The sequence below is a fragment of the Actinacidiphila sp. bgisy167 genome, assembly GCF_057707665.1.
In genome coordinates this window covers 54,071-76,344 of record NZ_JBYIQP010000011.1, presented here as the reverse complement: position 1 = coordinate 76,344, position 22,274 = coordinate 54,071, and the positions used below count along the sequence as shown (strand labels likewise).

Sequence of the window (22,274 nt, the reverse complement as noted above, 5' to 3'; positions counted from 1 at the left end):
GGCACGCGGGGCCCGACCGGCCGCCTGTCCCTCACCCCCGGCCCGGCAGGCTCCAGTGGTGCGGCGCGATCAGCCGGCGGACGCTGTCCGGGCCCCACGATCCCGGGGCGTACGGTTCGACCGGGGGCGGGTTCTCCAGCAGCGGGGTGGACGCCTCCCACAGGCGCTCGATGCCGTCGGAGCGGGTGAACAGCGACTGGTCGCCCAGCATCGCGTCCAGCAGCAGGCGCTCGTAGCCCTCGAGCGCGTGCATCGTGTTGAAGGAGTCGGCGTAGGCGAAGACCATCTCCGCCTCGCGCAGGCGCATCGCGGGGCCTGGTTCCTTCACCAGGAAGGACGCGGTGATCCGGCCCGGGTCGTCGAAGTCGATCATCAGCGTGTTACTCCGGGCCCCGGAGTGCCCGCGCGCGGCCAGAGGGAACATGCGCAGCGCCGGTTCCCGGAAGCCCAGCGTCACCACATGCCGCGACTCGCCCATGGACTTGCCCGAGCGCAGATAGAAGGGGACGCCCGCCCAGCGCCAGTTGTCGATCCCGACGCGCAGCGCGACGAAGGTCTCGGTGTCCGACTCCGGGTCCACGCCCGGCTCCGACCGGTACCCCTCGTACTGCCCGCGGACGACATGCGCCGGGTCCACGGGCTGCAGCGACTGGAAGACCTTCTCCTTCTCGTCCCTCAGGGAGCTCGCCTGCAGCGCCGTGGGCGGCTCCATGGCCACGAACCCCAGCAACTGGAACAGGTGCGTGACGATCATGTCCCGGAAGGTTCCGGTGCCCTCGAAGAACTGCGCGCGGCCCTCGATGCCGATGCTCTCCGGCACGTCGATCTGCACATAACTGATGTGGTCGCGGTTCCAGACCGGCTCGAAGAGGCCGTTGGCGAAACGCAGGGCGAGGATGTTGTCGACCGACTCCTTGCCCAGGAAGTGGTCGATGCGGAAGACCCGGGACTCGTCGAAGACGGCGTGGATCGACGCGTTGAGGGCGCGTGCCGAGGCGAGGTCCGTGCCGAAGGGCTTCTCCACGATCACCCGGGCGCCCTCGGCGAGGCCGGTCGCCCCCAGCGTCTCCACCACGGAGGTGAAGGCGCTCGGCGGCACCGCGAGGTGGAACAGCCGCCGAGGCTCGCCGCCGATGGCCTGCTCGGCCTCCCGCACGGCCGCGAGCAGCGGCTCCGCGGCGCCCGGATCACACGCGCCGAAGGACAGGGCGGCCTCGAACTCCTGCCACGCGCGGCCTTCGGGCTTCGAGCGGCCGAACTCCGCGACCGCCTCGCGTGCGTGCTTGCGGAACTCCTCGCCGCTCAGCGCGCTCTGGGCCGGCGCGGAGCCGACGATCCGGTAACGGGTCGGCAGCAGCCCCGCCTTGGCGAGGTGGAACAGCCCGGGCAGCAGCTTGCGCCGGGCGAGGTCGCCGGTCGCGCCGAACAGCACCACCACGTGGTCGTCGGGGACCGGACCGTGACTCGGGGAGGGGGAGCGGTGCGCCACGGCGCCCTCACCCGGCCTTCTCGGCGTGGCCGCCGAACTCGCCGCGCATCGCCGACAGCACCTTGCCGCCGAACTCGCCCAAGCCCCGCGACGCGTACCGCTCGGCGAGCGCGGCGCTGATGACGGGGGCGGGCACGCTCTCGTCGATCGCCGCCTGGACCGTCCAGCGGCCCTCCCCGGAGTCCGAGACCCGGCCCGTGTACTGGGACAGTTCCGGCGAGCGGGCGAGCGCGTCCGCGACGAGGTCGACCAGCCAGGACCCGACGACCGAGCCGCGCCGCCACACCTCGGCGACCTCGGCCACGTCGATCTCGTACTGGTACGCCTCGGGCTCGCGCAGCGGCGCCGTCTCGGCGTCGACGGCCCTGCGCCCGAGCCCCGCGTCCGCGTGCCGGATGATGCTGAGGCCCTCGGCGATGGCCGCCATCATCCCGTACTCCACCCCGTTGTGGACCATCTTCACGAAGTGGCCGGCGCCGCTCGGCCCGCAGTGCAGATAGCCCTCGGGAGCCGTTCCGTCGGTCCTGGTCCTCCCGGGGGTGGGCTCGGCGTCGCCCCGGCCGGGCGTGATGGTGCGGAAGACCGGGTCCAGTCGCGCCACCGGTTCGTCCTCGCCGCCGATCATCAGGCAGTAGCCGCGTTCGAGCCCCCAGACGCCACCGGACGTGCCGCAGTCGACGTAGTGGATCCCGCGCCCGGCGAGCTGCCGGGCACGGGCGATGTCGTCGCGGTAGTAGGAGTTGCCGCCGTCGACCACGGTGTCGTCGGGCTGCAGCAGGGCGGTGAGCTCGTCGAGCGTCGACTGCACGACCCCCGCCGGGAGCATCAGCCACACCTTCCGGGGCGGTGCCAGCTTCGCCACGAAGTCCTGGAGGGAGGCGGCGGCGGTCGCGCCCTCCTTCTCCAGCTCCAGCACGGCGTCGCGGTTGAGGTCGTGGACGACGCAGGAGTGGCCGTCGCGCATCAGCCGGCGCACGAGGTTGGAGCCCATGCGACCGAGCCCGATCATGCCGAGCTGCACGGGTGAGTCAGTGGCCATCGTCGGTTTCCCCGTTCTCCGGCGGCCTCGACGGGCCGAAGGGTTGATTGCGCCACGCCTCGGGCGGCTCCTCGAAAATCTACCCATCCGCGACATTCGGTGCGATAAGAGAGGCGGCGCCGGCCGACCGGCGCGGGAGGGGGGAGGGTGGCCCTGACCTGCGATGTCCCGTTTCACCGGGGGCCGCGCGGTGGTGTGGGCGACGTGGGTGCGCTGGGCCGTCCCGGTGACGTGGCCGAGGCGCCGCGCGGTGCCCCGCGCCCCGTGCGCGGCCGGTCCCGGGGCCGTCATACGGGGCGGGCGTTCCCACCGTTCTGCCCGCGCTCTGGCGGAGGCCGGGCTGCGGGGCGGTCGCTGCCGACGGGGGAGGCTCAGCCCTCGGTGAGCGACCAGAGTTGCGCGGCCCCGTCGCGGCCTGCGGCGGCGAGGAGGGTGCCGTCGGGGCTGAAGGCCACACAGACCACCGGTTTGGTGTGTGTGATCTTGAGGAGTTCCTCGCCCGCCCGGCTGTCCCAGAGCCGCGCCGTCTTGCCGACGCCGGTGGCGAACCAGTCGCCGTTGGGGCTGAACGCCACAGAGCACACCACCGAGTAGCCGTGGTCGACCTTGATGAGTTCTCGCCCGGTGAGCGAGTCGTGGACGAACGTGTGAGTCCCACCCGCCACGACGAGTCGGTGTCCATCCGGGCTCATTGCAAGACTCCCGCTGCAGTGCTGGGATGTGTCACGGGTCCGGAAGCTCGTGAGCTCCTTGCCGTCGGTCACATGCTGGATCGAGACCGTCCACCCCTTACCCCAGGTTCTCGGCCTCGCGGTCACCAGCCTTGTGCCGTCCGGACTGAACGTGATGTGGACGGCTCCGCATCCTCGCCCCTCTGACAGGAGGTCACCGGTGTCGGTGTCCCACAGCCAGGGGCCCGCCCTCCACTCCCCCGCCGCAGCGATCCGGGTACTGTCCGGGCTGAAGGCCAACGAGCTCAGGTACTTGTTGTGGACGATCCGGTGCATCTCCCGACCGCTCACGGCATCCCAGAGGCGCAGGGTCTTGTGCCCGGTCAAGGTGGCGACGTACCGCCCGTCCGGGCTTCGCGCGACAGCCCGCGGCACCGCCCGCCGTTCCGGACCGCTCGAGTCCGGGACGGCGGGCCGGCGGTCGCTGCTCAGCTTCAACCTCGGCGTCGAGGTCGTGCAGCTCGCCGTCATCGCCCTGGCCTTCCCGCTCCTGGCGCTGCTGCGCCGCACTCCGGCCCACCGCTGGGCCCTGCCCGCGATGACGGCGCCCATCGTGCTCGTGAGCGGCTACTGGTTCTGCGAGCGGGCGGCCGTGGCGGTGTGATGGCGAGCGGGTGGCCGTGGCGGTGTGACGGCGAGCGGGCGGCCGTGCGCGCTCAGGCCTCCAGGCGGACGGGCATCAGGAGAGAGAACGTGCCCTCGGCGTCCGGCCGGCGGATCGCCAGGGGGGCCGTGGGAGCGCCGAACTGCAGCTCCAGCCGCTCCGAGGCTCCGGCCGCGAGTGCCTGCAGAAGGTACTCGCGGTTGACGGCGATGTCGTCGGGGCCCTCCTCGCCGTCCTCGCAGACGCCCACCGTGCCGTCGGCGGCCACCGTGAGCATGCTGACGGCGGGGGCGGCTCCGTCCTGTTCCCGCGCCTCGCCGGCGCGTACCGGCCCGGTCTCCAGCGCGGAGCGCAGGGCCGGGACGTCGACGAGGACGCGGCGCCCCTCCGGCAGCCGCACGATGCGGCGGTAGTCGGGGAAGTCGTGGTCGAGGCAGCGACCGGCGGCCTGGCGGTCGCCTGCCGCCAGGACGACCAGGTCACCGTCCACCGTGAGGTCGACGGACGCCTGGTCTCCGTCCAGCAGGGCCCGCATGGCCCCGGCGAGCGGGGACGGCACGACGACCTGCCGGCGGGGCCCGCCGTGCCCCGTGACGGCGGTCCGCGCGACCGCCATCCGGTACCGGTCGGTGGCGACGACGTGGAGCGCATCGCCCTCGATGTCGAAGAGCACACCGCCGAGCACCGGCAGCTCGGGATCGGTCCCGGCGGCGAAGCGGACCGCGTCCAGTGCGGCGGCCAGGTCCGGAGAAGGGACGGCCAGGCGGACGGCGGCGTCGGTGACGGGAGCGGTCATGAGGTTCTCCTTGCGGTCGAGTAGCGCCCGGATCGCGGAGAACTCGGCGCGGGCGTCGGACAGCCCCCGTTCCAGTCGGCGCAGTTGGGCCTCGAGCAGCTTCCGGACGAGACCGGTGTCCGCTCCGGACCAGGCGGCCAGCACCAGGCGGACGTCCGCCAGGGGCATGCCCGTCCGGCGCAGCCGCGCCAGCAACCGGGCCTCCGCGAGCTGCTCGGGGACGTACCAGCGGTAACCGCTCGACGGGTCCACACGGGCCGGGACGAGCACCCCAGCGGTGTCGTAGAACCGCAGCGCGCTCACGCCCAGTCCACTGTCCCGGGCCAGCTCACCGATACTGCGCATGTCGTTCTCCACACCGGGGACTCTGCCTCCTCCACCAGGTCGAGGGTCAACACGGATCCCGGAGCCGCCAGTGCCGCAGGGGCCGGACGGCGCGCGTCCGGCCCCTGCGGCAGTGCTCACGTCGTCGGTCAGCTCTCCACGGAGCGGCAGGGCTTCGGCGCGTTCACGGGGTTGCAGCGGGCGGGCCGAGGGCGACCGCTAGACCGAAGGCGGCGAGGTGACGAAGACGCATGTCCCGCACCCTGGTGGCATGTCATGGTCATACAGAGAAGACGGATCGACCTGATGGCGAATGACCGCCCAACTCCGCCGCCCTCCCCGTCCCGCTCGAACCGGCGCAGCACTCAAACCCGCGCGGAGACTAGGGCCGACAGTGCACCGGTTGTCCGCGTGCCGCCTCCGACACCGGGAGGGGACGAGGACTTCACCTGGCCGTCACGCGGTCGCCAGGAGGCGCGACCATGATCGGTGAGTTCCTCGAAGCCGTCCCAGAAGGACCCCCTATGCTCCGCCGCACCCTGTCCGCACTCGCCGTCGTCTGCGCGCTCACCGCCGCCACCACCGGCGCCGCCTCGGCCACCACGGGGCACGCCCCCGCCGCCGAGGGGCGCGGCGCGCGCGTGCTGGACGTGATGACGTTCAACATCCACCACGCCCAGGGCACCGACGACGTGCTCGACGTCCCGCGCGTCGCGGACGTCGTCCGCAGCAGTGGGGCCGACGTGGTGGGGCTGCAGGAGGTCGACAACCACTACTCCGCACGCAGCGACTGGGCCGACCAGGCCGCCGATCTGGCGAAGCTGCTCGGCTACCACGTCGTGTTCGGCGCCAACATCGACAAGGCGCCCCCGGCCGGCAGCGACCACCGGATCCAGTACGGCACCGCGATCCTGTCCCGCTACCCGATCACGGCGTCGGAGAACACCTGGCTCTACAACTCGCCCGGGCAGGAGCAGCGCGGCCTGCTGCACGCCACCTTGGACGTGCGGGGCAAGTCCGTCCACTTCTACTGCACCCACCTGGCCGCCAGCTCGCAGACCGACCGCCTCCAGCAGACCCCGCAGATCGTCGACCTGATAGGCGACAAGCAGCCGGCCGTCCTCGTCGGCGACTTCAACGCCCTGCCGGACGCGCCCGAGTCGCAGCCTCTGCAGTCGCACTACACCGACGCGTGGGCCCGTACGGCACACGGCCCGGCAGAAGGCGCGACCTACCCGGCCGAGGCCCCGACCGAGCGCATCGACGCCATCTACACCACCGACGAGGTCAAGCCGCTCGTCACGCGCGTCGTGCAGAGCGACCCCACGGCCTCCGACCACCTGCCGCTGATCAGCAAGGTCCTGGTCAAGCCCTGACCGGACGCCCGGGGACGGCTCCGCCCGGTCACGGGGCGGAGCCGGTCGCGGTCGAGCCCGCACGCCGTCCCGCCCGCCGGCGCCGGCTGCCCATCCAAGATGCAGCAGGACATCGTCGATCGGTGGAAGCCACCACCCCGGGGTGAGCCGAGCGGCGCGTCACCGGGAATTCGTGGCCCTGACGCGAAACGGGGGCGGCGCACCGCCCTGCAACACCGCCGCGAGCGCGGCCGCGACGGCGAAGTAGACGATCACGCAGCCGACGACGACGCCCGCCATGCTCAGGGCCTTCGCCGCGGGCGCCAGCGAGGTCCGGGCGAGCCTCAGGTTGGCCACGGCCCCCAAAGCCCCGAGGGCGCCGCCGATCGCGCCGCCGATGAACAGCAGCCCGAACGGCATTGCCACGAGCACCCCTTGCCACACGGGTAGGTTCCGTATCTGGGTGAACCAGTCTTGCTTCTTCGGGGCTTCGGGGAGGAGATCGCGCATGTCCGTGGGCTTCCGCTTCGTCGTGTCGAAAAGGCGAGCGTGAGGATCGCATCCCCCCCGGGACGGGCGACGGTCCGATACCGGAGCGTGTCAGCTCAAGGCGCCCGGCACAGCCTCCTCCTGGAACTGCGTGCGGTACAGCTCCGCGTACCGGCCGTCCGCCGCCAGGAGCTTGGTGTGGGTGCCGCGCTCCACGATCCGGCCGGCCTCGACGACGAGGATCAGGTCGGCGGCGCGCACCGTGGACAGGCGGTGGGCGATGACGACGGCCGTGCGGTCGGCGAGGGCCTCGGCGAGGGCTTCCTGGACGGCCGCCTCCGAGGTGCTGTCCAGGTGCGCGGTGGCCTCGTCAAGGATCACGACGCGCTGGCCGGCCAGCAGCAGCCGGGCGATGGTCATGCGCTGGCGCTCGCCGCCGGAGAGGCGGTAGCCGCGCTCGCCCACGACGGTGTCGAGGCCGTCGGGGAGTTCGGCGACGAGACCGTCGAGACGGGCGCGGCGCAGGACGTCGCGCAGTTCGCCGTCGGTGGCGTCGGGCGCGGCGAGCAGCAGGTTGGCGCGGATGGTGTCGTGGAAGAGGTGGCCGTCCTGGGTGACCATGCCGACCGTGGCGCGCAGGGAGGCGGCCGTCAGATCGCGGACGTCGACGCCGCCGACGCGGACGGCGCCGGCGTCGACGTCGTACAGGCGGGGCAGCAGCTGCGCGATGGTCGACTTCCCGGCGCCGGACGAGCCCACGAGGGCGACGGTGTGGCCGGGCTCGGCGCGGAAGGTTATCCCGTGGAGGACCTTGCCGCCGTTGCGGGTGTCCAGCGTCGCCACCTCTTCCAGCGAGGCCAGCGACACCTTGTCGGCCGACGGGTAGCCGAAGTGGACGTCCTCGAACTCGACGGCGACCGGCCCGTCCGGCACCGGGCGGGCGTCCGGCCCCTCGGTGATGAGGGGCTCGAGGTCGAGCACCTCGAAGACCCGCTCGAAGCTGACCAGGGCGCTCATGACGTCGACGCGGGCGCCCGCGAGCGCGGTCAGCGGCGCGTAGAGCCGGGTGAGGAGGAGGGCGAGGGTGACGACGGAGCCGGCGTCGAGGGCGCCGGTGAGCGCGAAGTGCCCGCCCAGCCCGTAGACGAGCGCCAGCGCGAGGGCGGAGACGAGGGTGAGCGCCGTGATGAAGGCCGACTGCGCCATGGCCGTCCGCACGCCGATGTCCCGGACCCGGCTCGCACGTTCGGCGAAGCGGGCCGACTCGTCCGCGGGCCGCCCGAAGAGCTTCACCAAGGTGGCACCGGGAGCCGAGAAGCGCTCGGTCATCCGGGTGCTCATGGCGGCGTTGTGGGCCGCGGCCTCCCGCTGGAGGCGCGCCATGCGGGTGCCCATCCGGCGTGCCGGGACGACGAAGACCGGGAGGAGGACGAGGGCGAGCAGGGTGATCTGCCAGGACAGGGTGAGCATGACGCCGAGGGTCAGCAGCAGGGTGACGACGTTGCCGACGACCCCGGAGAGTGTGTTGCTGAACGCGCGCTGGGCGCCGATCACGTCGTTGTTGAGACGGCTGACCAGGGCCCCGGTGCGGGTCCGCGTGAAGAAGGCCACCGGCATGCGCTGGACATGGTCGAACACGGCGGTGCGCAGGTCGAGGATGAGGCCCTCGCCGAGGTTCGCGGACAGCCAGCGCCCCAGCAGCCCGAGGCCCGCCTCGGCCAGGGCGATCACGGCGATGAGCACGGCGAGCGTGGTGACCCGCCCGGGGTCGCCGCCGGAGACGATCGCGTCGACGACCCGGCCGGCGAGGACCGGGGTCGCCACGGCGAGCAGCGCGGTCACGATGCTCAGCAGGACGAACGCGCTGATGCGGCGCCGGTGGGGCCTGGCGAAGGCGCCGACGCGGCGCAGGGTGTCGCGGGCCAGGGGACGGCGGTCCTGCGTGGCGTTCATGACGCTGTGCAGCTGTGTCCAGGCCGTGGTTTCCATGCTCATGGACCGACCGTAGAACCTCGACCGCCCTTGAGGTCAAGCGGCCCCGGCACGGCGGGCGCGGGCGGCGCGATGCCCTCGCGAGGCGGCGTCCCACGATACGGGCCGCGGATCGATATCCTCACGATCAGTTCGGCGGAGCACCTCTCCAGGGAGCCTTCATGCCACATGCGGGAGAAACCGTGGACGGAATTCCGCGGCCGCAGCGGTTCGCGGACGTCAAAGGCTGGTTCTGGCCCGTGGACCAATTGCTCTTCGACTGGTTCCTGCGGCGGCAGAGCGACCGGGAGCACCGGGGCGACCTACTGGAACTCGGCGCTTATCTGGGGAAGAGCGCCATTTTCACGGGGAACTACCTCCGCCCGGGGGAACGCTTCACCGTCTGCGACCTGTGGGATTCCCCGGCGGTCGACGACCCCAACAGCGCCGAGATGGACAAGGCCTACGCGACGCTGACCCGGCGCGCTTTCGAAACGAATTACCTGGCCTTCCACGACCGGCTCCCCACCATGGTGCAGGGACCCACCTCGGTGATCACCTCGCACGTCGACGCCGGCAGCTGCCGCTTCGTGCACGTCGACGCCTCGCATCTGTACGAGCACGTCCGCGGTGACATCGAGGCGACGCGCGAGCTGCTGGCCCCCGAGGGCATCGCGGCCTTCGACGACTTCCGCAGCGAGCACTGCCCGGGCGTCGCCGCCGCCGTCTGGGCGGCGGTGGCGACGTCGGGACTCAAGCCCATCGTGGTCACGAGCACCAAGCTCTACGGCACCTGGGGCGACCCGGCCCCGGCGGGCGAGGAGCTGCTGAGCTGGCTGAGGACGCGTCAGGACCTGTGGCACGCCGTGGACCAGGTGGCGGGCGCGCCCCTGATCCGCATCAGGGGGACGGGGGCGAAGGCCCCGGCCGCGCCGGTCTCCCGCCACGCGCCGCCCCGCGGCCACGCGTCCCGGGCCGGGGAACGGGCCCGCGCCGCGCGCCGTATCGCCAAGGACCTCGTTCCGCCGGTGCTGGTGCGCGCGGTACGGGCAGCCCGGCACCGGCGTACGTCATGAGGCCCTGACCTCGGCCCCGTCCGCCAGGAAGTCCGCGACGGCCGCCACGAAGCGGCCGGGGTCGTCGAGCCAGGGGAAGTGCCCCGCGCCGGGCTGGACGACGAGCGCGGCGTCCGGGAACAGGCCGGCGTACGCGGCGACCGCGGCCGGGGGCGCCCCGGGATCGGTCTCGCCGGCCAGCAGCAGGACGGGCGCCGCCAGCCGGGCGAGCGCGGCTCGGGTGCCGTCCGGGTCGAAGGCCCCCTCGGCGCCGAACGCGGCCACCACCTCGTCCCTCGTCTGCGTCCGTTCGGCCGCCTGGTGGGCCTGTGCCGCCTCGTCCCAGCGGCCGTAGGAGAACGGCGCGATCGCCTGCCACCGCTCGGCGGTGGCCTCGCCCGCCGTGATGGCCTCCAGGGCCGCGAACGCCTCGGCGAACCACGGTTCGTCCCGGCGCAGGAGGGCCGTCTCGCGCCGGAGGCCGCCGGAGACGGGGATGCCGACGGCCTGGACGCTCGGGGTGACGAGGACGAGCCTGCCGACGTTTCCCGGATGCCGGGCGGCGTACCGCGCGGCGATGTTCGCCCCGGCGCTGTGGGCGAGCACGTCCATCCGGCCGAGGCCGAGGTGCGTGCGCAGGGCCTCGACGTCGTCGACGAGCCGGTCGCAGCGGCAGGAGGCGAGGTCCTCCGGCAGCCCGGACAGGCCCGTGCCGCGCAGGTCCGGCCTGATCAGCCGCCGGTGCGCGGACAGGCCGCCGAGGTCGCCGAGGTACACCGAGTCCTGCGGCCCACCGGGCAGGCACAGCAGCGGGCGGCCTGAGCCGAGCACGTGGTAGGCGAGCTCGGCGCCGTCGTAGGAGGGGAAGAAGGGCATGGCGAAGTCCTTTCGGAGCGGTGCCGGGCGAGGGCGCCGTGCCGGGCGAGGGGCGCCGTGCCGGGCGAGTCGTTGTGCCGGGCGAAGGGCGTCGTGGCGGGCGAGTCGTTGTGCCGGGCGAGGGGCGTCGTGGCGGGCGAGGCGCCGTGCCGGGCGAGGCGCCGTGCCGGACGAGGGGCGTCGTGCCGGGCGAGGGGCGTCGTGCCGGACGAGGGCGGTGGGCGGCCGGGCGTCAGAGGCGTGCGCGCCGTGCACCGGGGGCCCGGGTGAGACGGTCGGCGAAGAAGCGGTGCTCGCTCTCCACCTCGGATTCCGGCACGTCGCGGTGCCCGCCCGGGTTGGCGTGGAGGGTCCTGTCGCGGGAGGCGAAGGCGTCGAAGAGGGCGAGGGCCGACGCCCGCGGCACCAGCTCGTCGTCCCACTGAAGGAGGAAGCGGACCGGGACGGTGATCCGGCCCGCCGCGCCGGCCAGGGACTCGTGGCCGAGCAGGCCGAGCACGGCTGCGGTGATCCGGGGTTCTTCGGCCGCGAGCGGCACGCCGACGGCGGTTCCCAGCGACAGGCCCCAGAACCCGACCGGGACGTCGGGGCCGACGCGGCCGTGGCCCTGCAGGGCGTCGAGGGCGGCGCGCCACTCCGGGACGGCGCGGGCGGCCAGCGCCGCGTTGTGGGACGCGACGAGCGGGGCGGCGGGTCTGCCGGAGGCCACGGCATCCCTGATGCGGGCCGCGGCGGCCTCGTCGGCGGCGGTGCGCGGGCGGTCGCCGTGCCGGGCGCGTCGATGGCGGCGACCGCGAAGCCCCCGGCGGTCACATGGTGGTGGGCGCGGGCCAGGAGGCCCGGGGCCCTCTTGTGCAGGCCGCCGCCGTGGGCCAGCAGAATCAGCGGGCGGTCGCCGTCCGCGCCGGCGGGGGACCAGAGCACACCGGTGATGTCGCCCAGGACGAAGTGGTGTTCCGAGATGCCGTCGGCGGTCGTCTGCGAGGTGATGCGCATGGATCGGTGCCTTTCGGGATGCCTGCGGGCACTCCCGGGGACACCTGCGTCAGAGGGTCCGCGCAGCCGTGCGGGAGGGGAGCACCCGGCCTGATACAGCGTTGATTGCTCTCACCTCCTCGGTCGTCACTGCGCGGTGACGCTACCACGGCCATGGGCGCGCGGGCAGCCGGTCTTCCCCAGTGCCGCCCCGGTGCGACCCCGGGGGCCCGTCGCGCCCCGCGCGGCCTCCTGGCCGGCGGTGGACGACGGGACCCGGGCCGCGGGCCGCGGGCCGCGCGGCTACGGCTGCGGGGCGCTGAACGCGCTCAGGAAGCGGTCGCGGAAGGCGTCCATCCGCCAAACGGGCGCGTCGTGCGCGGGCCGCAGCCCCTCGCTCCATCCCCAGCCGGACACCCGGTCCACCACCTCGGGGTCGTGGGCGACGACGGCGACCGGCACGTCCCGGCCGGCGTCGACACCGACGACCGCCGGCACCGGCTGGTGGTCGCCGAGGAAGACCAGCACGGTGTTCCTGTTGCCGTACCTCGTCATGAACTCGATGAGGCTGGTGAGCGAGTACTGGATCGCCCTGCCGTACTCCCGGCGCACCTGCGCCGGGTCCCTCCAGACCTCCTTGGGGTCCCTGCCCTCCTTCTTGACGGCGTGGTAGGCCGAGCCGTCGCCGACCCGGTCCCAGTCGATCATGCGGGGGATCGGGGCCCACGGGGTGTGGCTCGAGACCAGGACGACCTCCGACATCATCGGCCGGCGGGCCGCCTTCCGGTGCTCCAGGCGCTCGAAGGCCGACAGTGTGTACTGGTCGGGCACCGGCGACCAGCTGAACTTGGGCCCCCGGTAGCCCATGCCGCGCGAGTCGTGGACGTGGTCCAGGCCGAAGAACCGGCCCTCTGGCCACGCCCGGGTGACGCCGGGCATCATGCCGACCGTCCGGAAGTCGCCGGTGCGTTTGAAGGCGCTGGTCAGGGTCATCCGGTCGCTGGAACTCACATAGCGGTAGCGCTGCTGGTCCGGGACCCACAGCCCGGACAGGAAGGTGGTGTGGGCGAGCCAACTGCCCCCTCCGGTGACGGGGGAGCTCAGCCAGCCGCTGCGGGCGGAGAACCCCGCGTCGGCGAGCCGGCGGGTGCCGTCGCGGAGCACCGCGTCGATCCCCGTGGCCAGCGCCGGGTCCTCGACCGCGCCGCGTCCGTAGCTCTCGACGAACGTGAAGATGACGTCCTTGCCGCGCAGTCCGGACAGCAGGCGCTCGGGCGGGAGCTTCGCGAACGGGTCGTCGGCAAGCTTCGTCGCGAACGCCTTCTGGTCGGCCAGGCCCTGCCGCACCAGATCGACGTGGCCCCGCACCCGCAGACTGGCGTTCCTGGCGGCGAGGTTCGTCCCGGCGACCTGGATGCCGAGGGTCGCGCACGTCATCCAGACCACGCCGGCGACCAGGGCGCCGCGGCGTGCCACCGGGGAGTGCCGCGCCATCACCTTGGTGAGCCGCACCACCGCCAGCGGCATCAGGACGAGCAGGGCGAGGACGGCGACCAGGGCCGCGGCCAGCGCGCCGTACGCGGTCTTCCGCCCGGCCGAGTCCTTCAGGAACGACAGCCCGTCGGCGAACAGCGGCCAGTCGAACAGCAGGTGGAAGGGGCGCCGCAGCGTCTGGTGGAAGCCCATGTCCACGCAGTCGAGGACGAGCAGGCAACCGAGGACGACACCGGTCAGCACCGCCACCGCGCGCCGCGGCCGGGGCGGCAGCACGAGCAGCAGGGCGGCCAGCAGGATCGGCTCCGCCGGGACACGGGCGAAATGCGAGACGGTCAGACGGGAGAGCCGATCGGGCATCAGGAAGGCGGAGAGCACCAGGACGGCGGCGAGGGCCGTGAGGCTCCACGACGCGGCGCGCCGGACGCCCGGATGCCGCTCCCGGCGGCGGGTGGGCGAGCCCGGCGCGCCGGAGTCCCCCTGCGTGCCCTGTTCCTCCTCCGCACCGCCGCCGGCGGCTGCCTCCGGGGCGGGTGAATCCGCTTCTGCCGCTTCCGCCGGCTCCCCCGGCTCCGCTTCGGCCGTCTTCGACGGGGTCCCGTCCGGGGGCTGTCGCTCCGTCGACGCCGCCTGGTCCCTTGACGGTCGCTGATGAGCGCTGGAGAGCGACACCCGACGTTCCTTCCGAGCGAGCCACAGTGAGGGACGGCGACCCGGACGGGAGAGCCCGGGCCGCCGACAAGCCTGTACGGCCCGCCGGCCGCCCCCGTTCACCCGGACTCGGCGCATCACGAGAACGGCCCAACATATGGGCGGATCTTTACGGAAAGGGGCAGGCCGGGGCGGCCCGGGCCCCTCCTGACCCGCCGTCGAGCGGACGGCGTCAGGAGTCGCCAGGGAAGCGGGTGGGAGCAACGGCGGGACACCCGCATGAGGTCAGCCGCCGTGCTCGGTCCGGGCGCCCGGTCCCAGGCGTTCGATGATCGTACGGACCTCCTGCCGGTCGAGCTCGTAGATCGTTTCGCCGGCGCGTGGGTCGCGCGCGTGCAGGGTGTGGATCAGCGGCCCGCCGTGGGCGCCGATCTCGACCAAGGTCGCGGAGGCTCCCCGGACGGCGCGCTCGGTGCCGGTCGGCGCGGTCAGGTCGACCCGGCCGACGACCCCGGGCGTCACCGACACCGGCACGGACTCCAGGTGCCCGGACAGTTGGAGGTGGAAGTGGCCGCAGAGGATCAGCCGGACGTCCGTGCCGCGGATCGCGTCGGCCAGCTCACCGGGGTTGCGCAGGCCCAGCGCACGCTGCACCTCGACGTCGAGCGTGATCGGCGGATGGTGCAGCACCAGCACGCTGCCCATGGGGGCCGGTACGGACAGGACCTCCCTCAGCCAGGCGAGCTGCGCCCCGCCGAGCAGGCCGTAACCCATCCCGGGCACGAGCGAGTCGAGCGTGACGAAGCGGTAGCCGTCCACCAGGCTCACGGCCGCCCGCTCCCCGGCGGGCGAGGTGAGCATCGTCAGGGCGTGGTTGCGGCCGTCCGGGCGCAGGTGCCCGCTGCCCAGCGCCCGGGCGAAGGCGCGCCGCTCGTCGTGGTTGCCCGTGCTGTAGAACACCGGTGCCTGGCGGCGCAGGGCGAAGTCCCGGACGATGTCGCGCACGGAGAGGTACGCGTCCAGCGACCCGTCGTCGGCGATGTCGCCGCTGATGACGATGACGTCGATGTCCGCCACCGGCTCGAGGTCGTTGAGCAGTCCGCGCAGCGACTCCCTCGCGTTGACCCCACCCGCCTGCGGTGAGCCGAAACGGTCGAGGTGGGTGTCCGAGAGATGCAGGATCCGCATTGCGCGTACGGTACCCGGATCGCGCCGCGCCGTCACCGGGCGGCGTCGCGCAGCGGGCGGGGCAGCGCGCGACGGGACCCGGTCACGGGGCGGCGAGGCGGTTGCGCCACCGCATGACGTGCGCGGCCGGGCTCATCCCGGTATTGGTGCCGGTACCAGCTGACGGCGCCACGACGGGCGTCCCACCCTGGACTTCCGGGTTGGGGCGTGCTTTGTCTTCGGGGGCTTCTTCGTCCCCGCGTGGATCCCCTCACCGCGGTGCGGGAGGGTCCGGTCGCCCGGTCCCGCCTCATCCCGCGGGACCGGCGCGCGCGGGCGGTCAGCTCCTCGGAGTCGCCCAGTGACCGCACGCATCCCCCGGGCCACCGCGGTTCACGGATGGGCCCCCGCGGGCCCATCACACCGGGGGGCCAGGTCGATGATCGGGGTGCCGTCGGCCGCTGGTTTCTCCGGGCCCCAGACAGGCTCCCACTCGGACCGGACCACGGACTGCACCGCCCGGATCGTAGCGGCTACCGCAGGGACCTGGAGCATGTCCGGCCACAGGAGCAGGTAGGTGCGACGAAGCGGCCAGCTCTTCAGCGGGCGATGGACGAGCCCGGGAACGACGTAGGAACGCAGGGCCAGTTCGTTCATCAGACTGATACCGAGCCCGGAGGCCACGAGGGTCTGGATGGCCAGTGCATCGTCCACCGTGGCGACCACGCGGGGTGAGAAACCCAGGTTGGTGCATGCGGCCGTGAAGCGGTCCCGGATGCTCTCCATCACCCAGTCGCTGTCCGCCAGGTCGGCGAGGTGGATGGTCTCCTGGCCGGCCAGGGGGTGATCCTCGCGCATGAGGACGCAACGGCGGTCGGTGAACAGTTCCAGCCGGAGCATGGTCTCCTCTCCCTCCGGCAGGCTTTCGTTCTCCCAGTTGCAGAGCAGGCCGAGTTCTCCCTCGCCGCTCCTGATCAGTTTCCGCGCGTCGATCGGTTCAGCCTGCGTCAGGGTGATGCGGATATCCGGACTCAGTGTGCCCAGCCGTTCGATGACGCGTGGCATGAGCGTGACGCAGCTGCTCTGGAAGGCCACCAGGCGCACCAGGCCGCCCCTGCGCGCGACGGTCGCGGAGATCTCCTGGTCGGCCGCTCTGAGAGCAGAGAAGATCGTGTCGGCGTGGCGGACCAGCGCGTGCCCTATCTCGGTGAGTTGCAGCCCCCGCCCGACGCGCACGACCAACGGGGCACCCACGGACTGCTGCAGGCGGCGCATCTGGTAGCTCACCGCGGGCTGGGTGTAGCCCAAGGCCTGGGCCGCGGCTGTGTAGGAGCCGGTGCGCGAGACCTCGGCGAGCACGCGAAGCTGCTGTACGTCCACACGCAGATGAAACCATAAAGACTTTTGATGAGTCCACGAAAAATGACCCGTTGGACATATGCGCGGGTGATCGACTGGAATTGGCCCTCGACAGGCTGTCTCGGCGCTGTATCGCAGGAGCCCCGTTGTGATCGAACCCTCTGACAACCCCGTGGCCTCTTCCGCCGCCGCGGGGGCGGACCGAGCCCCGCTGGTGCGTCTGCGGGGCGTGAACAAGTACTACGGCACGGCCCAGGTGCTCCACGATGTGAGTCTGGACGTGCACAGCGGAGAGGTGGTGGCGATCATCGGCCCCTCGGGGTCAGGGAAATCGACCCTCTGCCGCTGCGTCAACCGCCTGGAGACGATCTCGTCCGGCACCATCGAGGTGTCGGGGGTCCCCCTGCCGGCCGAGGGGCGTGCGCTGTCCCGCTTGAGGGCCGACGCGGGCATGGTTTTCCAGTCGTTCAATCTTTTTCCGCACCTGACGGCCCTGGAGAACATCGCACTGGCTCCGGTGAAGGTGCGCGGCCTGTCGCGTGCGGAGGCGCAGGAGCGGGGACGACGGCTGCTGGCCCGGGTCGGCCTGGCCGACAAGGCCGACGCCCACCCCCCTCAGCTCTCCGGAGGCCAGCAGCAGCGAGTCGCCATCGCCAGGGCGCTGGCCATGGAACCGTCGGTCCTGCTGTGCGACGAGCCCACCTCGGCCCTGGATCCGGAGATGATCCAGGAAGTCCTCAATGTGCTCACCGAGCTGGCGTCCAGCGGAATGACCATGCTGGTGGTCACGCATGAGATGGGCTTCGCCCGCGAGGTCGCCGACCGGGTCGTCTTCATGGACGCGGGCCGAATCCTCGACATCGCCCCGCCGAAACGCTTCTTCGAGCAACCCGGCCACGAACGGGCCACGGAGTTCCTGTCGAGGGTGTTGCAGCACTGACGGACACCCCGATGGGCCCCTCCAGGTCCGCGGCTGTTCCTGCAGCGGCTGTCCCCGCTTCCGCCACAGCTCCGACCGCCGACCGCCGTGGTTTTCGTACGTCGATCCGCCAACTCGTCATCCCGACAGGAGATTGCACATGACCACGTCCAGAGAAGTCCCCCGTACCAGCAGAGGCCGTGCCGCCGCCGCCGCTGCCCTCGCCGCGGTCGCCCTGCTCTCGACCGCCTGCTCCAGCGGATCCGCGACGACCGAGGCCGTGCCGGGAGGGAAGGCAGCCCGTCCGGCGGCCATCGACGGATCGGCCATCGATGCGCTGATCGCCGCTGAGAAGCCGGCCGATGCCTCGCAGATACCGGCGGGATCCACCGCGGCCAAGATCAAGGAGCGCGGTACGCTCACCGTTGGCGGTACCCAGACCGCCGCGCTCTTCTCCCTGCTCGACCCGACGACCGGCAAGGTCGAGGGTTTCGACGCGGCGATGTCCCGGCTGCTCGCCAAGTACATCATCGGCAAGCCGTCGACGAAGCTGGTCAACGTCACCGCACAGACGCGCGAGGCGCTGCTGAAGAGCCACCAGGTGGACGCCGTCTTCGCCACCTACACGATCACTGCCGAGCGCGAGAAGCTCGTCAACTTCGCAGGCCCCTACTACACCGACGGCCTTGCCATCCAGGTCCGTAAGGGGACCACGGGCATCAAGTCGCTGGCGGACCTGGCCGGCAAGACGGTGATCACCCAATCCGGGTCGACTGTGCCGACGGCCATTAAGGCAGCCGCGCCCTCGGCCAAGATTCAGCTGTTCGAGACCAACACCGAGTGCGTTCAGGCGCTCAGCCAGCACCGGGCCGACGCCTACGTCCTCGACCAGGGAATCCTCGCGGGCAACGCACTGTCCAACCCCGGCCTCGAGGTACTCCCCGGCACCTACAGCCAGGAGCCCTACGGCATCGGGCTCTCGCTCGACGACCCCGACTTCAAGGCCTTCGTCAACAACTGGCTGAAGCAGGTCGAGGCCGACGGCACCTGGGCGAAGGTGTGGAAGGCCACCGTCGGTACCCAGGTGCCCGGCCCGGCTCCCACCCCGCCCACGATCGACTGATCTGTCATGACCTTCGTCGTCGCCCACCTGGGCGTGTTCGGTCACGGGCTGCTGGTCTCCGCGGAGATCAGCGCCTGTACCTTCGTCCTCGCGGCACTGATCGGCGCGTTCCTGGCGTTCTGCCGTGTCAGCCCGGTTGTGCCGCTGCGACTGCTCGGACGGTTCTACGTGTCCGCGGTCCGTAGTGTCCCGCTGCTCGTGCTGCTCACCCTGTTCGTTTTCGGGCTCCCCGAGATCGGGCTGGTCTACTCGCTGTTCTGGACCGCGGTGACCGCGATGGGCCTGTACTGGGCCGCCTTCTTCTGCGAGGTGCTGAGGTCGGGGGTCAGAGCGGTTCCGCGTGGACAGATCGAGGCGGCTCGTGCGCTGGGCCTGGGATTCGGCCAGACCCTCCGCCTGGTGATCCTCCCGCAGGCACTGCGGTCGGTCATCCAGCCGGTGGCCTCCCTGCTCATCGCGGTACTGCTCAATTCCTCGCTCGCCGCCGCCGTGGGCGTGACCGACGAACTCACCGGCCAGACGCAGTTGCTGGACCAGCAATACGCACAGGCGATGGTCACCTTCGGCGCCGCGGCGGTCTGCTATGTCGCTCTCGCATTGTGCATCGGCCGGGTGGCCGGGGCCCTCGACCGAAGGCTGGTGTCCTGAGCATTGACCCCCTCACTGAACGCACCTGCGGGCGGGACGGTGGCAGGACGGGCGGACCTGACTGCGGACTCACCACCGTCCGCGCCGTCTGATCTGTCAGCCAAGGCCAACCGGCGCGGCGCGGCCCGCCTCCGGACCGTGCCCGCGGTGCTCGCCCGACTCGAAGGGGAGGACGAAGGCCTCTTCGACCCGCCGGGCCCGCGCGGCCGGCGGAGGATCGCGGTGGGCACCGCCGTCTCGCTGGCCGGTATCGCCGCCGCCGCGGTGGTGGTGGTGCACCAGTTCGCGGCCCACGGCCAGCTGGACGGGGACAAGTGGCGTGTCTTCGGCCAGTGGCCGGTCATTCGCTACCTGCTGACCGCGCTGTGGGCGACGGCCCAGGTCACGCTCGTCAGCTGTGCGATCGCGCTGCCCTGCGGTGCTCTGCTGGCGCTGGCGCGCATGGCTCGTACGCCGCTGCTTCGATGGCCCGCGTCGGTGTACGTCGAGGTGCTGCGCTCTGTTCCGCTGCTGCTGCTCATCTACGCGTTCCTTTTCGGCCTGCCCAGCGCGAACCTGCACGTCCCGCTGTTCTGGCAGTTGGTGTGGCCGATCGTGCTGACCAACGCAGCGGTGTTCGCCGAGATCTTCCGGGCCGGAGTCCGTGCGCTGCCGCCTGGTCAGACCGAGGCGGCGTACGCCCTCGGCCTCGGTCATTGGACGGCGATGCGCTGTGTCGTGGTGCCCCAGGCGGTGCGGTTGACCGCACCGGCCCTGGTCAGCCAGCTGATCCGGCTGCTGAAGGACAGCACCCTGGGTTATGTCGTGAGCTTCCTGGAGCTGCTGAACGCCGCCAAGGTGCTCGGGGAGTTCAACCACACCGTGGTCCAGGCCTACTTGGTGGTGGCCGCCGTCTACGTGGTCCTCAACTGCGCGCTGGCGTCAGCCGCCGGACGGCTGGAGCGGAGCATCGGCGGTAAGAGCCCGCGCGTATAGGCGGAGCGGCGTCGCGGATCGACGGCTCTCGCCTGGTGGCGTCGTCGGTCGCCGCAGCTCCGCTGCGTCTTGCCGCCTTGTCCGGCGACGCAAGCGGCCGTTGTACCCCGGCCGGGCGGGGCCCTGCCGGCTGTCGCCGTTGCGTGAAGCCTCGCGACTCCCGAGCCAGGGCTGCCCACCGATTCACCTCACCACACTGACGCACACAGAAGAACAGAAAGAGATCTCGCATGTGCCGTTTCCTGGGCGTCGTCGCCGACAGACCCGCACCGGTGAGCGAACTGCTCACCGGTGACCTGGAACCGTTTCTCGCCATGGCGTGCGAGCACGAGCACGGATGGGGCGTCGCCTACCGTGACTCGCACGGGGCGATCCGGATCACGAAAGAACCCGAGCGCGGAGACCGCAGCGCCAAGCTCAGGTCCTTGCTGGACACCTGCGTGACCGACATGGCCGTCGTGCATCTCCGCATGGCCAGCCCCGGACTGCCTGTGCACCAGGGCAACACCCATCCGTTCGGTGACGCCAGAGCCGCTTTCCTGCACAACGGGGACTTCAACCCCAGGAAGATACTCGACACGTCCATCGACCCGGACCTGCTCAGGACGGCGGAGGGCGACACCGACAGCGAACGCTACTACCTCGCTGTCCGCACGCTGCTCGACAGGGGAACACCGCCGGCCAAGGCTGTCGCCAGGACCGCCGAGGAGATCCGCATGCTCGCGGACGCATACGTCAGCCTCAACTGCCTGCTGCTCACACCTTCCGGTCTGTTCGCGTACAACGAGCACAGCCCGGACTCCGAGGTCATCCAGCGGCGGGGCGCGACGTACTTCGACCTCTACCACCGCACCGAGGGCGGCAGGCTGGTGATCGGCTCGGAGGGTGCGCTCCGGCCGGACGCGGTGAGCCGGCAGGCGCCCGTGGGATGCGTCATGGAGATCTCGGCGGAGAACCGGGACGTGGTGGTGCACGATGTCTAAGGCGCATGCGGGCACACGCCCGGCAGCGGGAGCCGACGCGGCCACCACACTGGACGTGGACCGCAGCAACGACGTTCATCGGGCATGGGTGAGCGAGGCCGTGGGAAAGCTGCACGCCGACGCTCACCGCTCGGCGGATACGCACCTGGTGCGCCTGCCGCTCCCCGAGGAGTGGGACGTCGAGCTCTACCTCAAGGACGAGTCGACCCACCCGACCGGCAGTCTCAAGCACCGCCTGGCACGGTCGCTCTTCCTCTACGCCCTCTGCAACGGGTGGATCCTCCCGGGGCGTCCGGTGATCGAGGCGTCCAGCGGATCGACCGCGGTCTCCGAGGCGTACTTCGCCGCCCTTGTCGGCGTTCCGTTCATCGCCGTCATACCGCGCTCCACCAGCCGTGCCAAGCAGCGGCTGATCGAGCAACAAGGCGGTCGATGCCATCTGGTCGACTCCGCGGCAGAGGTCCACGAGACCGCTGCGCGGCTCGCCGCCGTCAGCGGGGGCCATTACATGGACCAGTTCACCTATGCCGAGCGGGCGACCGACTGGCGGGGCAACAACAACATCGCCGAGTCCATTTTCGCCCAGCTGCGCAAGGAACGGCATCCTGAGCCGGAGTGGATCGTCACCACCGCCGGCACCGGAGGGACCTCGGCGACCATCGCCCGCTACGTTCGCTATACCGAGCGCTCCACCCGGGTGTGCGTCGCCGACCCGGAGAAATCGGCGTTCTTCGACGGCTGGGTCAGCGGCGATCCGGACACCGTGCGTCCCGGCGGCTCCCGTATCGAGGGGATCGGACGTCCCCGGATGGAGCCGAGTTTCCTGCCGCAGATCGTGGATCGCATGATGCTCGTTCCTGATGCGGCCTCAATTGCCGCGCTGACTATGCTGGAACGCCTCACCGGACGACGCGCCGGGGGTTCGACGGGCACGGGGCTGTGGGCGGCGATGCGTATTGTCGGCGAATTGCGATCGACGGGTCGCTCGGGAAGCGTCGTCGCCATGATCTGCGATCCGGGTGACCGGTACCTGGACACCTACTACTCCGACGGCTGGCTGGCCGGTCAGGGGTTGCAGACGGCGCCGTACACGGAGGCGCTCGAACGGTTTTTGAAAACCGGTGCCATCCCCGCCTGAAAACGCCGAGGCGTGCGCTCACCCGCCCGAGTGCAGATCGGAGTTGCACACTCGAGCAGGGTAAATCCAGTGCTTCCGGCCCGTGCGTTCCACTCGCACGGGCTGTTTCCCTT

The 22,274-nt window shown here is 71.7% G+C and carries 19 protein-coding genes and 1 pseudogene; 9 read left to right on the top strand and 11 right to left on the bottom strand.

The features are described from left to right. Positions 1 to 31: 31 nt before the first annotated feature. The 3 genes from zwf to AC3ET4_RS06810 all read right to left on the bottom strand — a co-directional run bounded on the left by zwf (position 32) and on the right by AC3ET4_RS06810 (position 3,220). Complete coding sequence (zwf, locus tag AC3ET4_RS06820; protein WP_431946978.1) at positions 32 to 1,489, bottom strand: glucose-6-phosphate dehydrogenase; 1,458 nt, start codon at positions 1,487 to 1,489, stop codon at positions 32 to 34. Positions 1,490 to 1,496: 7 nt separating this feature from the next. Then, positions 1,497 to 2,528 carry a phosphogluconate dehydrogenase (NAD(+)-dependent, decarboxylating) gene (gene gnd, locus AC3ET4_RS06815; RefSeq protein WP_431946976.1) on the bottom strand — a complete coding sequence of 344 codons (1,032 nt, stop codon included), beginning with the start codon at positions 2,526 to 2,528 and terminating at the stop codon, positions 1,497 to 1,499. Between the two features lie 371 nt (positions 2,529 to 2,899). Next, positions 2,900 to 3,220, bottom strand: a complete 321-nt coding sequence (locus AC3ET4_RS06810; protein ID WP_488175909.1) for a WD40 repeat domain-containing protein — start codon at positions 3,218 to 3,220, stop codon at positions 2,900 to 2,902. 199 nt (positions 3,221 to 3,419) lie between these two features. On the opposite strand from AC3ET4_RS06810, the gene AC3ET4_RS06805 reads away from it, so the two are divergent. Beyond that, positions 3,420 to 3,863, top strand: a complete 444-nt coding sequence (locus AC3ET4_RS06805) for a HupE/UreJ family protein (protein WP_431946972.1) — start codon at positions 3,420 to 3,422, stop codon at positions 3,861 to 3,863. 52 nt (positions 3,864 to 3,915) lie between these two features. Here the strand turns inward: AC3ET4_RS06805 and AC3ET4_RS06800 are convergent, their stop codons facing one another. Further along, positions 3,916 to 5,004: a DNA polymerase III subunit beta family protein gene (locus tag AC3ET4_RS06800; RefSeq protein ID WP_431946970.1), complete on the bottom strand. Its 1,089-nt coding sequence runs from the start codon at positions 5,002 to 5,004 to the stop codon at positions 3,916 to 3,918. A 461-nt stretch (positions 5,005 to 5,465) separates the two neighbouring features. Here AC3ET4_RS06800 and AC3ET4_RS06795 point away from each other — a divergent pair, with 461 nt between their 5' ends. Beyond that, the gene (locus tag AC3ET4_RS06795; protein ID WP_431946968.1) at positions 5,466 to 6,359 is read left to right on the top strand and encodes an endonuclease/exonuclease/phosphatase family protein; all 894 of its coding nucleotides are present in this window, start codon (positions 5,466 to 5,468) and stop codon (positions 6,357 to 6,359) included. 159 nt (positions 6,360 to 6,518) lie between these two features. On the opposite strand, the gene AC3ET4_RS06790 is transcribed toward AC3ET4_RS06795, so the two are convergent. Next, a complete protein-coding gene (locus AC3ET4_RS06790) occupies positions 6,519 to 6,848 on the bottom strand; it encodes a hypothetical protein (protein WP_431946966.1) in 330 nt (109 codons plus the stop codon). Positions 6,849 to 6,938: 90 nt separating this feature from the next. Then, a complete protein-coding gene (locus AC3ET4_RS06785; protein ID WP_431947029.1) occupies positions 6,939 to 8,816 on the bottom strand; it encodes an ABC transporter ATP-binding protein in 1,878 nt (625 codons plus the stop codon). A gap of 164 nt (positions 8,817 to 8,980) precedes the next feature. Between AC3ET4_RS06785 and AC3ET4_RS06780 the strand changes: the two genes are divergently transcribed. Further along, positions 8,981 to 9,874, top strand: coding sequence for a class I SAM-dependent methyltransferase (locus AC3ET4_RS06780; RefSeq protein ID WP_431946964.1), 894 nt, complete (start codon positions 8,981 to 8,983; stop codon positions 9,872 to 9,874). Here the strand turns inward: AC3ET4_RS06780 and AC3ET4_RS06775 are convergent. From AC3ET4_RS06775 to AC3ET4_RS06755, 5 genes and pseudogenes are all read right to left on the bottom strand, one after another. Beyond that, entirely contained in the window at positions 9,869 to 10,729 is an 861-nt protein-coding gene (locus AC3ET4_RS06775; protein ID WP_431946962.1) for an alpha/beta fold hydrolase, read from the bottom strand. The genes AC3ET4_RS06780 and AC3ET4_RS06775 overlap by 6 nt on opposite strands. Before the next feature lie 232 nt (positions 10,730 to 10,961). Then, positions 10,962 to 11,725, bottom strand: a pseudogene (locus AC3ET4_RS06770) (dienelactone hydrolase family protein). Positions 11,726 to 12,007: 282 nt separating this feature from the next. Then, complete coding sequence (locus tag AC3ET4_RS06765; RefSeq protein ID WP_431946960.1) at positions 12,008 to 13,870, bottom strand: alkaline phosphatase family protein; 1,863 nt, start codon at positions 13,868 to 13,870, stop codon at positions 12,008 to 12,010. A 264-nt stretch (positions 13,871 to 14,134) separates the two neighbouring features. Next, the gene (locus AC3ET4_RS06760; protein WP_431946958.1) at positions 14,135 to 15,037 is read right to left on the bottom strand and encodes a metallophosphoesterase family protein; all 903 of its coding nucleotides are present in this window, start codon (positions 15,035 to 15,037) and stop codon (positions 14,135 to 14,137) included. A 372-nt stretch (positions 15,038 to 15,409) separates the two neighbouring features. Next, positions 15,410 to 16,396: a LysR family transcriptional regulator gene (locus tag AC3ET4_RS06755; protein WP_431946956.1), complete on the bottom strand. Its 987-nt coding sequence runs from the start codon at positions 16,394 to 16,396 to the stop codon at positions 15,410 to 15,412. Positions 16,397 to 16,526: 130 nt separating this feature from the next. Here AC3ET4_RS06755 and AC3ET4_RS06750 point away from each other — a divergent pair, with 130 nt between their 5' ends. The 6 genes from AC3ET4_RS06750 to AC3ET4_RS06725 all read left to right on the top strand — a co-directional run bounded on the left by AC3ET4_RS06750 (position 16,527) and on the right by AC3ET4_RS06725 (position 22,161). Continuing rightward, positions 16,527 to 17,315 (top strand): amino acid ABC transporter ATP-binding protein, encoded by a 789-nt coding sequence (locus tag AC3ET4_RS06750; protein ID WP_431947027.1) that lies wholly within the window; start codon positions 16,527 to 16,529, stop codon positions 17,313 to 17,315. Positions 17,316 to 17,454: 139 nt separating this feature from the next. Then, a complete protein-coding gene (locus AC3ET4_RS06745; protein ID WP_431946954.1) occupies positions 17,455 to 18,417 on the top strand; it encodes a glutamate ABC transporter substrate-binding protein in 963 nt (320 codons plus the stop codon). Positions 18,418 to 18,423: 6 nt separating this feature from the next. Further along, positions 18,424 to 19,065: an amino acid ABC transporter permease gene (locus AC3ET4_RS06740; RefSeq protein WP_431946952.1), complete on the top strand. Its 642-nt coding sequence runs from the start codon at positions 18,424 to 18,426 to the stop codon at positions 19,063 to 19,065. 147 nt (positions 19,066 to 19,212) lie between these two features. Beyond that, complete coding sequence (locus tag AC3ET4_RS06735; RefSeq protein WP_431946950.1) at positions 19,213 to 20,040, top strand: amino acid ABC transporter permease; 828 nt, start codon at positions 19,213 to 19,215, stop codon at positions 20,038 to 20,040. Between the two features lie 230 nt (positions 20,041 to 20,270). Next, positions 20,271 to 21,023: a class II glutamine amidotransferase gene (locus AC3ET4_RS06730; protein WP_431946948.1), complete on the top strand. Its 753-nt coding sequence runs from the start codon at positions 20,271 to 20,273 to the stop codon at positions 21,021 to 21,023. Beyond that, positions 21,016 to 22,161, top strand: a complete 1,146-nt coding sequence (locus AC3ET4_RS06725) for a PLP-dependent cysteine synthase family protein (protein ID WP_431946946.1) — start codon at positions 21,016 to 21,018, stop codon at positions 22,159 to 22,161. Before AC3ET4_RS06730 ends, AC3ET4_RS06725 begins: the two co-directional genes overlap by 8 nt. Positions 22,162 to 22,274 lie beyond the last annotated feature (113 nt).